The organism is Arcobacter thermotolerans, from assembly GCF_983172305.1.
In genome coordinates this window covers 20,370-35,750 of the sequence record NZ_CFAFZJ010000006.1, presented here as the reverse complement: position 1 = coordinate 35,750, position 15,381 = coordinate 20,370, and the positions used below count along the sequence as shown (strand labels likewise).

Here is a 15,381-nt window from a genome sequence, read left to right as displayed (position 1 = left end):
GAACTCCTTTTAATTTAAATCCAAAACACTAGTCCCATCACCCTTAGGCATAACCCTAATCTGCAACGGAATCCTCTCTTTTAATGCTTCCACATGGGAAATCACACCTACCATCTTTCCTGAACTTTGTAACTGATTTAGTGCATTTAGTGCCAACTCTAAACTATCACTATCTAGTGTTCCAAACCCTTCATCCAAGAAAAGTGAATCTATACTTATCTTTTGACTTGCAAGTGCTGAAAGTCCAAGGGCTAGAGAAAGACTTACTATAAAACTTTCACCACCAGAAAGCGTACTTACAGGTCTTACTACATCCCCTTGAAAACCATCGATTATCTCTATTTCTAATAGCTTACTTGAATCACCACTTCTTTGAAGTTCATATCTAGGACTTAATATTTGTAAATGTTTGTTTGCCAGATAGATTAGTTGGTCTAGAGTGATACCTTGTGCAAATTTGGCAAATTTATCTCCACTTGCTGAACCTACGATTTCATTTAGTTTTATCCATACTTTAAAGGCTTCTTTTCTCTTTTCTAACTCTTTGATTTTATCTTCATGTTTTTTCATATTTGAAGCATTTATTTCAAGTTCTTTTTCTAAACTACCTATTGATTTTTGAAGTTCATCAATAGCTATTTGCAACTCTTTTAATTCATCATTTAAAGTTTGAAGTTCTTTATCTGTTAGTTTTAACTCTTTTTGTTCAGATAATTTTTTTGCTGTATCTATTTTTAGAGTTTTGATTTGAGTATATTTTTCTTCTAGAGCTTTACAGATCAAAGACAACTCTTCTCTTTGCTCTTTACTTAAAAGTGCTTTTTCAAACTCTTCTTTTGAACTGAAACTATTTTCTACAAGAACTTTATTGAAATTTTGTTTTATTTTTTCTAGATTTGTATTATCATTGATTTGTTTTTGATTCAGCTCTATTATTTGAGTATTTAGTGATTCATTTTTTGAATTTAGATTTACTAACTCTTTTGATAAAAAGTTATATTTTTCATTGATAGTATTAAATTTACTTGTTATCTCTCTTTCAAAGATATTTAAATCAGATACATCCAAAATAGCTTTACTTTGAGTTTGTAATTCTATTGTTTCATTAGATATTTTAGAAAGCTGTTCAGCATCTGTTTTTAAACTTGATTCTATTGATTTGATTTTTGTATCAAACTCTTTTAGCTGTATTGTTAAATTTTGAAGCTTTATATCAAGTTCTTTTTTTGATGTTTCATTTTTAATAAAACTATCTTTTTTTACGACTAAATTTCTAAAGTTTTCTTCAAACTTTTCATCAAATATTAGTTCATATTTACTATAAATATTTGAAAGTTCTTCCTCTAAACTTTGCTTTTTAGATATGTTTTGAGTTTGTTCATTTTGTAATTGTTCTATTAAATTTTTTAGTTTATAAAGTTCTTGTTCATTTTGAGAAACTAAAGTTTGTTTTGTATTTAACTCTTTTTGAAGATTATCTCTTTGAGCTAAAACTTTCTCTTTTTCATCTCTTGTTTTTATTATATTTTTTAACTCTTCTTCTAAAAGTTGCTTTTCTTCTTCTAAGTTTATTTTAGAATCATCTGTTAAGATGAAATTTAATAAACTAAATACTTGTTCTATATCTTCTTTATTTTTTAATAATTTGTTTAGTTCTAAAGTAGAACTCTCTATTTTAGTTTCAAGTTTTGATAAGTTTAATTCAATAATTCGTAAAGCTTTATTTTCCTCATCAAATATCTGCTTCTTTTGAGCGATTATTGAAGTTGTTTCATCAGCATTTATATTTATTTTATGATTTACAAATGGATGTTCTTTTGAACCACATAAGAAACACTCTTCACCCTCTTTTAGATTTACTCTATCACTCTCATATTTTGCTATTAAAAGTTCTGCTTCTCTTTTATCATTTAAAGTTTGAATATGTGTTTGAATTTCATTTATTAGTTTTGTTTTTTCTTCTATATTTGTTTTTATAGTTTTTAATTCATCTCTTGAAGAAGATATGATGTTTTCCTCTTTTAAAATAGATTCCAACAATCTTTTATATTCATCTATAGAAATAATTAGTTTTTCAATACTCTTTAATCTATCTCTATTATTTGTTTCTTTTTGATTGAAATTTAAAGTTTGAACTTCTAACTCTTTATACTCTTTATCTTTTGCATCAAACAGTACTTTTATCTCATCAAACTCTTTTTTTGCCTTAGTAAAACTATCCTGTAAAGTTTTTTCATCTAAACTATTATTTTGAAGTTTTTCTTCTATTTGTTTTAAAAGTTTAAGTACATCTTTATAGTCATTTACATTTTTAGAGATTAAAGATATCTCTTCTATTAATGATTCATCATTTTTATTTTTAATTAGATAATCATTTATAGTTTTTAACTCATTTTCAATCTTATCTTGATTTGTTTTTAGTACTTTCAAATCTTCATTTAGTTTTGTTTTTTGTTCATTTTGAGAGCTTATTTTATTTTCTAACTCTTTAATATTTTGAAGTTTTGATTCTATTTTAGTTTGTAGTGTTCTTACTTCTTGAAGTTTTTTAGAGTTCGTATCAAATGAGATTTTTTCTTTATCTAATTCATCTTTTGTTTTTAATGATTCATTTGTTGTTGATTCTAAGAGTTGTTTTAAATCTTCTAACTCTTTTTGAAGTTTTTCTAGCTTTTCTTTATCTTGATTTATTATTTGAGTTAAAGAGTTCTTTTCTTGATATATTGGTTGAACATTTAAAGCTTTATTTGCTAAATCTAGTCTCATAAAATCTTCTTTTTTATTCTCTTTTTCAAGACTGATTTGTTCAAATTCTTGTATATACTTAGTATTATCAGCTTCAAGTTTTTGCAGATTTTCAAGCCAATTGATTACTTTTTTTAGCTCATTTCCTTTAGAATCAAATTCAAGTTTTTGAGCTTTTGAATTGTTTAAAATTAAAGTCTTTTCGGTAACAGCTTCATTTGATAATAGTTCAATATTTCCTAATAAATTTTCATCTAATTTAATCTCATCATTTTTTCTAGTATAAGTTTGATATATCTCTTGTGAAATTTGTTTATAGATTTGTGTTCCAGTAATCTTCTCAAGTAAACTTGAACGCTCATTTTCCTTTGCTTTTAAAAATGCATCAAAACTTCCTTGAGCTAACATCATAGATTGAATAAATCTATCAAAATCAAGACCAGATAACTCTTCTATATATTTTGGAACTTTTGAAAGATATGATTCTAAAACTTTTCCTGATTCAACTTCACTAATTTCCATTTTAGCACTTTGAAAAGCACCATCAGAACTTTTTCTAGCTCTTTTTTGGCTCCAAGAACTTCTGTAAACTTTTCCTTTTACTTCAAATTCTACTTCACATAAACACTCACCAGTATGTCTACTCATAAGTTCATTTGGGTTTGTAAGTCTTGCAGTTCTTCCATATAAAGCACAAGTAATTACATCTAAAATAGTACTTTTTCCAGCACCCGTTGGTCCAGTAATAGCAAATAATGATTCATCTTTCAAAAACTTCTCAAAGTCTACTTCAAACTCACCTTTTAGTGAGTTAATATTTAGTGATTTTATCTTTAGTATTTTCATAAGCTTTGCACCTTAGAAACTACTTCTTTAAAGTTAAAAAGTAGTTCTTTTTCAAACTCTTTATCCTCTAACTTTTCAAGTTCTAATCTCTTTTCAAATACTTGTTCAACTGATAATTCATCTAAACTTATTACTTTTAATTCATTTGCTTTTATTTGTTTTTCACTTTTATCTATTTTTACTGCAAGTAGTGTTAATTCAAGTTTTGAAGCAAGTTTTCTGATTTCATTATTTGCATACATCGCATTATCATCTTTAATATGAACTTCTATCCAAGAGTTTTTATCTTCTATTTTAGTAAGTTCATTTTTTATAGTTTCATAATTACCTTTAATGACAATTAGTTTTCTAAAAAGTGGAACTTCTATTTCTTCTATACTCATTTCATTTTGAGTAAAAGATACAAAATTTACTTTTTGAGTATTTTTAGATTCAGAAAAACTAAGAGGTATTGGAGAACCTGAATATCTAACATGTTCACTATTTCCAACTATTTGATTTATATGAAGGTGCCCTAAAGCAACATAATCAAACATACTAGCTAAATAATCTCCACCAATATCAATAGTTCCACCTATATAAATATCTCTTTCACTTTGAGAACTTCTACTTCCAACTGTTGTTAAGTGTCCCATTGCTATTATTGGGATATTCTTATCTTCTTTTAGTTGAACTACTTTTTTATAGCAATTTTCATAATAAGCTTTAATACCACTATTTGCTAATTTTTCTTTATCACTTATTGTTATTCCACTAATAGATTGTCTAATAACACTATCTCTTAAAAATGGAACAGCACAAACAATAGACATTAATTCATCATTTTTATTTATAGGAATAATTACATTTTCATCTTCATCACCAGTTGTTATAACATGAACATTTAAAACCTCTAAAAGTTGTTTTGGTGCTTTTAGAGTTGAAACTGAATCATGATTTCCAGCAGTTATAATGGTAGTAATTAATGTTTTAATACTTGATAGTTCTTTTAAAAAATTATAATAAAGTTCCAAAGCATAGTTTGGTGGAGTTCCTGTATCAAAAATATCTCCAGATACAAGTAATACTTCTATCTCTTTTTCTTTTATAATTTCTAAAAGCCAAGATAAAAAAGCTTCATGTTCATCTAGCCTACTTTTTCCCATAAAGTTTTGACCTAAATGCCAATCCGAGGTATGTAAAATTTTCATTGATATTCCCTAATGTGTGTTAGGCTTATTATATTTAAAATAAATAAAAATAGTATGAAACTTAGTTATATATTTATTATGTTAAAAAATTGTTCTCAAACAAAATATAAAAATTTGCACTAAACTTATAAGAAATGCTTGATTTTGGAACTTTGTCAAATATAATATGTACTTCTTATAACAACAGGAACTATCTGTATTTCAATTCAATACTTTATTCCCTATAGCACTAGGCTTTTGTTAACATAAATATAAATTACCGTAAATTTTACCGTTAAGATTTTCAATTATTTTTATATGAAATTAAAAAACATAAAATATATTAATTCATGAGCTTATACTGCTCGTAATTCTATCAATATTAAGTAAAATATTTTTTATACTTAATTTAAGATAAATTTCAAATACCGCTGTATTTGTAAACATTTAGTTTAAAGGTATACTATAAAATGGATGATGTTTTATATGTAGCTACATGTACATTTTTACAATTCCTGTTTTTTTGCTATGAAAACTAAATTAGGTATTGAATTTTTTAAAAGATTGAAGTAGTCTTCTCTCAATAATAGCTCACACCCTTCAAGTTTTGCTATATTTGAATCTTCACCTACAAATGAATTACTATTACCAATTAAATCTTTTCTCCATTGTCTAAATTCTAATACAACTTCCTTACTGCTATTTAAGGCTCTTAACCCTTTATTAAAGTCATCTATTCTAAGCCCTAAATATTGTAAAATAATACTATTTACCCATAGAATATATTTTGCTTCAACTGTATTAAATTTTTTATAGAGTCCAATAATTTTTTCTTCTTTAGCATAGTAAAAAGCATCTTTCCAAATCAGGGAAGATGGAAGATAATAAAAAAATGGATCAGTATTCTCTATTGGTGTTAACCCTTCAAAAATTATATATTGTTTAGGGTTTGTACGATAATCTCCTAAAAGTAGTTCAGCCTCAAATTTTGCTATTCTAATAAAATTATCAACTTTACCTAGACTACTTTTAATTCCAGTTTTAATTTCACTTGGATTTTTAAAATTTGGTCGTTCTACATAAGAATATTTTGTAGCAATAAGAGATTCCATATCTAACTTAAATGAGATATCAAAATCAAATTCATTTTTACAATTATGCAAAATAAATTTATTAGATTCTTCAAAAACAATATTTTCTAAATTTATATTAGGAGAGCTTAAACTATATATTCTGTTCCAATAAGTTTCAAATACGCCTTTTTCTTGCTCTATTTTATTTTGAATTTTTTCTTTCAATACGCTAGTATCAATTTTCAAATACTCTAAGTATTTTATATAATCATTCGAGTTAATTATTTCTTCAAACATTTTTGAACCTATCAAATAGTAAAGTAATACTATTTTGAATATATCTATTTTCAATAGTACTTATTGAAGTAATATCTTCAATAATATTTTTTAAAAAATCATGCTTATTTTCAGCATATAGACTTAATACTTCTAGTAATGCCGATAATGATAATTGAGGGAAATAGTGACAATTTTTAAAAAACCATTTTAGTGGTTCAACTAATAAGCTTTCATCAAAATTGATGAGATAGTTAATTGCAAAAATTACTTCCTGTTGAATATAGGAGTCTAGATTCTTTAATCTACAAAGTAGCATTACAATTGCTATCGCATCATGACTCATGTTGTTTATGTCTTTATCTTTAATATTTTTCCATTTAAAATCATTTTCATCAGGTAATCTATATTCTATTTGTTCAAATCCTGTTTTATACATTGACAAGACTTCTTCATGTATTCCAGCATATTCAAATGCAATAATTAAATTGGCTGTAGACTTTGAACCATAACCTAAATTAGAAAAGATATTAAGTAGGCACTCAGCCAATATATTTATAGTGTCTTCTTTATTTATGGCTACTGCATCTTTTAAAGATTCTTTATATACAAACTGTGAGAACCATCCATTTTTTGAATATAGAAAATTATTCACTAAAAGAAAAATTTTTGTGCTATTGTCTATGTTCAAAAAATTAATTAGCTGATTTAATTTCTCAAAATACTCTTCATCTCTTGGAAATCTTTTTTTAATTATCGGAATTAATATATCTATTACCATAGAATCATTATTATCTTGTTGCAGTAAATAGAAATATATTCTATTTAAGTCTCCATCAGTCAATTTATCTTTTTTCTCAAAATACTCATTAATTTCATCAAGACTTTTATCTTCTAAAATAAAAAAAACAGTTTGAAAATCTTTGTTTAATTTATCTATTAATTCTGTATCTTTTTTATATGACCAAGAAGTATTGTCCTTTTTTTGCTCTGTTGTAATTGGTATTGCAACATTTAAAGTATTCTTTAATACATGTAACTTTTTTATGGTGTTAGATTTCAATTTCTCATTTGAACTATTTATATCTCTTGATAAAATATTAACTAGTGACTGTCTTGCTAGGCTTTTATCTACATTTTTTATTCTGTAAATATTATCAGCAAAATGATTGATATAATTATCTTTTGAATTAGTAGGAGATGTTAGGTATAAAAAGTTTAAAATAATTGGATTAACCTTTTGGCTAATTTTCAAATAATCCACAAACATATATTCATGTTTCCAATAAAAATCATTGTTTAGTAATTGATATATTAAGTAAATAGAAGAAAGTTTATAATCAACTTCTAAAAACTTTTGAAACCACTCAATAGTTAACCATCTAATATCTTTTCCATCTTCAGTATGCTTCATTACAGCATCAGTTAAATATTTTAACTTTTTGGCATATTTTCTAGCAAACTTGTGATCAATATTATTAACTATGTTTAAAGGTTCAATTATTTCTGAGAGTGTTCTATCTTTACGATATGTATAACTAGTTAGGAGATATGTAGCTTTTTTTAATTCACTTTTTGCAACCATTTTGTTATCGACTTTTGCATAATAAATAGCTTTCTTAAAAGCATATTCTAAATGTTCATAGTAATCTAGTTCAGATGATTTATCAAATTCTTCATAGCAATTAATAATAAGGTTTATATTTTCATTATTGACATACTTTTTTTCTACAACAGATAAAGTGTTAAAAGGAATTCTCTTTAAAAAAACAAATACTTTGTTCCAAGAATCTTGGGTTTTAATATATTTTAGACCTTGTTCTAGTGAGAGATTTAATATATCAGAGTTTTCATACTTAAAATCTACAACTCTAGGTTTCCCCTTAAAAAGGTCTATATCACTCGCTAAAAATTCAAAATTTTCAACAATATCATTTTCTAGTTCTGCATAACTTTTATATTGAGCTTTATTTATATTACTTTCAATAATCAAATTTCTTATAAAAAATTTCAACCAATTAAAAAAGAAATTTTCTAATGGTATTGATTGTTCAAACTTTTCAAGTTTCTCAATATTATAAACTGCATACATTCTCACTAGACCATAAAAATTTCTTAACTCTTTTTTTTTTATGTAGCCACTTATAAAATTTAAATTTAATTCTTCTAACACAATATCTTTTCTTGGATTCTTAGCTACTAATATTCTTTGATCACAATTTGTTTTATTAAGAGAACGATTTATTTTATTTGCAACGCTTGCTTTATCTACACATTTAACTTTATTATATAGTTCTAATATTTGGATAAAACCAATTTGTTCATACACTTCTTCAATAAAAATACTTAAAAAATCATCATATCCACCTGATAACAGTTCATTAAACTCTATATTTAAATCATTATTTAACGCTATTCTTTCACTAATATAGTATTTATAATCTTTTAATGGGATTTCATCTTTAAAATAACCCTCAAGCAAATTCCATCTTGGAACAAAACCATTTCTTTGGGATATATAAAAAGCTTTAGCAATTATCTCATTACTAAAATTAGCCTCTCCATCAAAGAAAAGCATTTCATTTGACTTTTCAAAGCCATATATTAAACCAACTGCTTCAAAATATAATTCAAATCTTTCTAAAAATTCACTGTTATAATCATCTGATATAGTTGTGTATATTGTTCTGTTTAGTTCACTAATATATACATAAAGTGACCAATCTAATGTTTCTCTTGCTACATATAAAAAATTATCATAGTTTGTTTTTATGATTCCTTCTGAATAACCATGATAAAGACTTTTTGTTAAGAAATCATTTGTAGCGTATTTTTTTACATTGGTATAATTTTTTAGTTTAATATAATACTTTAACAGATATCTATATGATTTTGCATTCTTATAAAAATGTTGTTGTTTTAACCATTTAGCAATATCTTTATATATCTCATCAAGATTTGCATTTGATTCAAGTTTTTTAATATTAAATCTTCTAAAAGAATCATGATAAAGTTTTATTCCACCTCTTGAAACGTTTTCAACTATTACAGGGGATAAAACTTTTAAATTATTCTCTAAATGATTACTACGGGGGATGATTTCACTCAACTCTTGTCTTGTTACAGAAAAATCTAGGCAAGATAAAGTTTCTGATGTCAGATTATCTCCAATTTGTTCTGTTAAGTATTGATAATATTTTTCAAGGTTAAAATCATATGCTGGAAGTTTATTAAACGTCTCTAGACTTATTTCCTCACTTATAAGCGTTTTGATAATATATGTTAAATAAAGTGGATTACCTTCACTTTTTTCAAAAATATATTCAGATAAAGATTTATCTTTTAGTAACATATTGTCTAAAGAAAATTTATGCATTAATTTTATAGTGTCATTAATATCCCATTCTGGAATTTTATATTCTATAAATCCGAATTTTTGCATTAAAATTTTAATCTCATCTACTGGTTGAGAACCTAAAATAATAGATATATTCTCAGGTAAATTTATTCTAGAAATGTATTCAATAATTTTTGTTTTATCTTCTGCTAAAGTAGATGAACTTTTTAAAACCCTATCAATATGGTCTAAACCATCAATTATAATCACTAAATCTTCTTCAATGCAAGATAGTAATAATTGAAGTTCATTTAAATCAGATACAAAAAGTTTTTCTTTTACTTCTTGTAAGTTTGGAAACTCTTCTATGATATTAGCAATTAAATTACCAAAAAAGACATCAGAACTAACTCTTTTTTCTATTAAATCATCTTCTGTACTTGTGTAACAGTAGTGTCTAATTACTTTTTTAGAGTGATCATTTAAATAGTCTATAAAGTTTGTTAAGAACCAAGACTTTCCGCTTCCTGGTTCTCCAATAAGTAGACTCTTTCTATTTGTAATAGCTTCATCATAAAAAGAAGAAAACTTTTCAATATTTTTAATATTTTTTGTTTGGTCAATTTCAAACTTTTGTTCTATCTTTCCAAAGTCAGTTTTTATCTTCAAATCTTTTAAAATATTTTCTACAGTAACTTCTGCTGATTTAGCTCTATATTCTCCTACTTTTTTTGCTAAAATAATTAAAAAACGATTTATATCAACATCATTATTTGGATATTGACCCACTCCTAACTTTTCTGCTTGTAGATATAAAATGTTTTCCAAATAACTTGGAGAAGCAAAATCTAAACTTGCTTTAGGAAATTCCAATTCTATAATTAGCTCATCACAAAAAGTCTTAAAATCATTTCTATTTATTGAATTTTCTATTATAAAACTTCTGAAGTTCTTCCAAGAGCTTAATGGCTCAGAATCATTTTCCCATATTTCATCTAAATTAATTTTAAAAAGTTTTGTTGGGTAATCTAAAAAAGATGATGTTTCACTTTGTATTGGTATTAATACATTTTTTATATCATCATCTACAGGTTTATCCCAAGCCAAACAAAGCCTGAACTCACTACTAGAAGATTTTAATTCATTCCAAGTTCTATATATCTCATATAGTGCCAAACCTTTACTATCATTTGCAAAATCATTTTTTATAAGCTTTCTTGCAACACTATCATTACTATATTTAATTTGCTTTCTTTGAATTTTAGAATCATTAACAATAACTAAATCATCAAATCTATCAGGTGTACTTTTAACTGTAACTTTTTCACTACCATCTTTATCCCTAGTTGTTACATTATATGTACCTACTGTATGTTTTTTATCAATATAAAAAGTAGTTTTATTATTACCCTTTAAAATTTCTTTTAGGATAAAATAGCTAGTTAATAAATCTTGATAATCATAACCTTCATGTGCATTATTTAAACTCAAAATAAACCTTTAAAAAATATTGTTAAATTAACAAAAATATAATAAATACTAATTATATATAAATATATACTTTTGATAAAAAATATGTTGATTTTATATAAAACAAAACTTGATTTTATTCCTTATGGTAACAGAAAATAATTTTTTTATAATTTTGCAAATAAGTATAAAAAGCAACTTAAATAACTTGATATATACTACTTATTTTAGTTGCTTTAAAATTTGAATTTCTTTTTATGTAAGAAGTTTAAATATTCTCTCTATTTAAACTATCAATTAATGTACTTCTTTTAACTTCAAAAGTTCTACATATACTTGCTTTACTCATTCCATCATTTAAAGCTTTTTTAATAGCTATCATTTTTTCTTCACTAATAGCTCTAGGACGTCCACCCCTTATTCCTCTATTCTTAGCAGCTTCAAGTCCAGCTTTAACTCGTTCTTGAATTAAACTTCTTTCAAATTGAGCTAAAGCTCCAAATATATGAAAGAACAATTCACCAGAAGCTGTAGTTGTATCCATACCTTCAGTAATAGATACAAAAGATACATTTTTATTTTTTAAATCTGTAATAACAGATATAAGATGAGCTAAACTTCTTCAAAGACGATCAAGTTTCCATACAACTAAAGTATCACCATCTTTTAAAAATTCTAAAGCTTTATCTAAACCAACTCTTTTATCTTTTGAACCAGATGTTTTATCAGAAAATATATTTCTTTCATCTACACCATATTTTAAAAGTGCATCTTTTTGTAAAGATAAATTTTGATCATCTGTTGAAACTCTAATATAACCTACATGCATACGAAAAACCTCTCTTATATAGTTTTCGTATTATATTGCAATCCGATACTATTTATCGTGTAAAAAATAGCTATTTTTTGTAATGTTTTGAGAAGTTAAATAAAGTGTCGGAAAAGAAGTGTTAAAAAATAATTTTCTAGATTTTAAAATACATACTATTTTTGCAACTAAGTTGCATTAAAGTTGATTGTCATTATTATTCTAATTCTTATTTGCAACTAAGTTGCAAATAAAATTAACAATTAGGAACAGATATGAAAATACGATTAGTTCTATTGGCTTACTCAATCATTTTTATAACTACTCATTCAAATGCAGAAGCGACAAAGCTTGAAGAGATAAAAATTTTTGAAGAAACTAATAAATCTACTGGTTATACAAATCAATTTCAACAAGAAAGTTTAACAGGCTCAAGACTTGGATTAAATATCAAAGAAATACCTGCAAGTATTGAACTAATAAACTCAAAAACTATGGAAGAAAGAGGAGATACAACAATATCTCAAGCTATAACAAAAGCTACAGGGATAATTGGTGGAGAATCGGGCCATGGTATAGGTGGAAAATTCATAGCAAGAGGGTTTGCTGGGAATAGATTCCCTGGTATTACTTTTTTAAGTGATGGTTTAAAATTAGGTGGATCTCCAATATCTGTCAGAAATATAGAAGTTGCAAACTTAGATAGGATAGAAGTTTTAAGAGGTGCTTCATCTGTTTTAAATGGTGAAGGAAGTATTGGAGCTACTATAAATTTAATTACTAAAAAACCAAATTTTACTAAAGAAGAAACTGAACTTGATTTTAGATTGGGAAGTTATGATAGCTATAGAGCATATTTTGGTACAAATGGTGTTGCAATAAAAGATATATTAGCTTATAGAATAGATGTAGTTACAAGGGAAATTGGTTCAAATTTTGATGGAGAAAAAAGAGAAGTTGATTCTTTAAATACTTCATTCTTATACAAAATTAATGATAATTTAATTACTACATTATCTATTGAAAAATCTAAAGATGATAATGAATATATTTATGTAGGAACACCATTAGTTAATAATAAACTTGATAAAAGTGTAAGAAAACAAAATTATAATATTTTTAGTGATGGTGTAGATAAAGGTGATAACTTACTAATTAAGCAAGGTACTGAATGGTTCTATGACAATATAGAAATAAAAAATCAATTCTATTATCAAAATTCTGAATCAGAGGCTAGACGACCGTTTACAACAAATCAAGTTCCTAATGAATCCAAAGTTAAAATAAGCGGTTCAGATATGTGGTCAAAACAAGATTTAATCGGTGATAGATTAGATTTTATACAAAAAGGAGATATTTTTGGTCTAGAAAATAGATTCTTAGTTGGTACTGATATAAGTAAAATGAACTTAAAAAGAGATATTTCACCTAGTAGTACTTTACCAAACCCTGCAATTAATATGTATAATCCAAATAAAGAGATATTTGGAAATAGATTTAGATATCGAGAAAAAGAAGTTGATTTAGACATCAATCAATACTCATTTTACGTAGAAGATCAACTAAATATAACTGACAATCTTAAACTTATCGGTGGAATACGTTATGATATACACGATTTAGAATGGAATTATCTTAAAGGTTACTATGCAACAAATAGTTCAAAAAGTAAAAAACATAAAGATTTATCATATAGAGCAGGTTTGGTATTTGATTTAACTGATACTACAACTCTTTATACTTCATATACTACTTCAATTGAACCGGGTGCTTCTTTAATTGGGCTAAGAAATAACCAAACAGATTTAGATTTAACAAAAGCTGAACAATATGAAGTTGGATTAAAACAATCTTTATTAGATGATAAAGCAGAATTTACAATAAGTGCCTATGAAATCAATAAAAAAAATATGTTTGTAAATGATCCAAACAATGTAGGAAATATTCTAAACTCAGGAGAACAAAAATCAAAAGGTTTAGAACTTAGCTTTGGTATTCAACCAATTGAACAAATTTCTATAGATGCAAATTTTGCATATACTGATGCTAAATTTGAAGGTTCATACAATTATGGAAAAACTCCAAATTCTGTTCCAGAGTACATAGGAAATTTAGGAGTTAGATATATGCCTATATCAAATTTTGGTATTGGAACTTGGCTTAGATATGTAGATTCTTTTTATATAAATGATACAAACACATTAAAATTACCAAGCTATACAACAGTTGATTTAACTTTAGACTATACATATAACAAAAAAACAACATTCTCATTCTTACTTAAAAACTTAACAGATGAACTATATGCAACAACAGCAAAAAATGATACAGGTGGTGTTTATCTAGGTGAAGCTAGAAGTTTTGAATTTGGTGTAAATTATAAATTTTAAAAATAAGGATAAAAGATGATAAAAAAAATAGGTTTTGTAGTATTATTTACTACTATTTCAACGGTACAAAGTTTTGCTCATGATGTATGGGTCGATGGTTATAATAGTTCAATGTTTAAAGGATTTATAAAATATGAGCATGTTTTCTTTATTCCTCAGAAAATAGAAAATGATAGAATTCATCTTTTTGAACCACTTGTGATTATTGATAAAGATTTTAAAAGTACAATGTTAAAAAATGGTGTTGAAAATGGTCAATATAATTTAGATAAATCTCTAGATGATGGAACTTATATTTTAAAAAGTAGTTACAAACCTACATATTCAACAAAAAATGAAAACAATAAATGGATTACAGGAAAAAGTAAAAAAGATATTTCAAATGCGCAATATTGCAAACAAATATCAAGATTTGCAAAAAGTATTATAAATATAGGAGATGATAAAAATGATTTTGTTACTAAACCAATAGGACAAAATCTTGAAATTGTACCTTTAGAAAATCCTTCAAATTTTAAAACTGGAGTTTCATTTAAAGTTAAAGTCTTATTAGATGGTAAACCTGCCCAAGAAGTGGCTTTAAAAGGTACTTTTGAAAGCTTTAAAAAAGAAGAATTTGCATTTTCTGGTACTACTGATTCAAAAGGAGAAATTGAGATTTTACCTTTAAGAGGTGGAAAATGGATTTTATTAACTAAAGTTGTTAAACCTTATGAAGGTAAAGATTGTGATGAAATATCATATTCTTCAACTTTGAGTTTTCAAGTTAAATAGAAATATAAAGAGAAGTTATATTCTCTTTATATTCTGAATAATTTGCAATAATCAATCTTTACAAACAAGAAGATTTTACTTTATATTTTTATTATTTTTAAATTTAAATATGTACTTTATAAAATTACTCTTTTGTAATCGAATCCACATCTATTTCTATGCTCATCCAATCTTTATCAACTTCCCCATGAATTGTTACTTTATCTTTTGGAGATATTTGCATTCCATTCCAATTTTCATTGTCTATTTCAATAGTTATATCTCCAGTGCTATCTCTAAATAAATACTTATCTTTTCCTAAATGTTCTACAATATAACCCTCAATAGCTACGGGCATATCATCTTTATAAGTTTTTGCTTTTTCAATAGTAGACTTTGTAATAGTAGGTCCAACAAATCCACCTCTTTGAATTTGAGATTGGTTTAAATTCTGTGCAAATAGAGATGTTGTTACAAAAAATAAACTCGTAACTAAAATACTTTTTTTCATTTT

Annotated in this window: 8 protein-coding genes and 1 pseudogene; 2 read left to right on the top strand and 7 right to left on the bottom strand. The window is 25.5% G+C overall.

Translation table 11 applies throughout. The features are described 5' to 3' along the window. Window positions 1-9 precede the first annotated feature (9 nt). From AC5LG6_RS06175 to AC5LG6_RS06150, 6 genes and pseudogenes are all read right to left on the bottom strand, one after another. Window positions 10-3,591 (bottom strand): AAA family ATPase, encoded by a 3,582-nt coding sequence (locus AC5LG6_RS06175; protein WP_498585976.1) that lies wholly within the window; start codon window positions 3,589-3,591, stop codon window positions 10-12. Next, complete coding sequence (locus AC5LG6_RS06170; protein WP_498585975.1) at window positions 3,588-4,781, bottom strand: exonuclease SbcCD subunit D C-terminal domain-containing protein; 1,194 nt, start codon at window positions 4,779-4,781, stop codon at window positions 3,588-3,590. The genes AC5LG6_RS06175 and AC5LG6_RS06170 overlap by 4 nt, the downstream gene beginning before the upstream one ends. Window positions 4,782-5,266: 485 nt before the next feature. Beyond that, window positions 5,267-6,130 carry a hypothetical protein gene (locus AC5LG6_RS06165; protein WP_434257194.1) on the bottom strand — a complete coding sequence of 288 codons (864 nt, stop codon included), beginning with the start codon at window positions 6,128-6,130 and terminating at the stop codon, window positions 5,267-5,269. Continuing rightward, complete coding sequence (locus AC5LG6_RS06160) at window positions 6,123-10,937, bottom strand: ATP-binding protein (protein WP_498585974.1); 4,815 nt, start codon at window positions 10,935-10,937, stop codon at window positions 6,123-6,125. The genes AC5LG6_RS06165 and AC5LG6_RS06160 overlap by 8 nt, the downstream gene beginning before the upstream one ends. Before the next feature lie 247 nt (window positions 10,938-11,184). Beyond that, on the bottom strand, window positions 11,185-11,337 hold the full coding sequence (locus AC5LG6_RS06155) for a helix-turn-helix domain-containing protein (RefSeq protein WP_498586031.1): 153 nt from the start codon (window positions 11,335-11,337) through the stop codon (window positions 11,185-11,187). Window positions 11,338-11,349: 12 nt separating this feature from the next. Next, window positions 11,350-11,745, bottom strand: a pseudogene (locus AC5LG6_RS06150) (recombinase family protein); the annotation flags it as partial. A 254-nt stretch (window positions 11,746-11,999) separates the two neighbouring features. On the opposite strand from AC5LG6_RS06150, the gene AC5LG6_RS06145 reads away from it, so the two are divergent. Together AC5LG6_RS06145 and AC5LG6_RS06140 are read left to right on the top strand one after the other, a co-directional pair. Next, a complete protein-coding gene (locus AC5LG6_RS06145) occupies window positions 12,000-14,114 on the top strand; it encodes a TonB-dependent receptor (RefSeq protein ID WP_498585973.1) in 2,115 nt (704 codons plus the stop codon). A gap of 15 nt (window positions 14,115-14,129) precedes the next feature. After that, window positions 14,130-14,888 carry a DUF4198 domain-containing protein gene (locus AC5LG6_RS06140; RefSeq protein WP_151029576.1) on the top strand — a complete coding sequence of 253 codons (759 nt, stop codon included), beginning with the start codon at window positions 14,130-14,132 and terminating at the stop codon, window positions 14,886-14,888. Between the two features lie 124 nt (window positions 14,889-15,012). Here AC5LG6_RS06140 and AC5LG6_RS06135 read toward each other — a convergent pair whose 3' ends face one another. Continuing rightward, window positions 15,013-15,378, bottom strand: coding sequence for a YgiW/YdeI family stress tolerance OB fold protein (locus AC5LG6_RS06135; RefSeq protein WP_066358158.1), 366 nt, complete (start codon window positions 15,376-15,378; stop codon window positions 15,013-15,015). Window positions 15,379-15,381 lie beyond the last annotated feature (3 nt).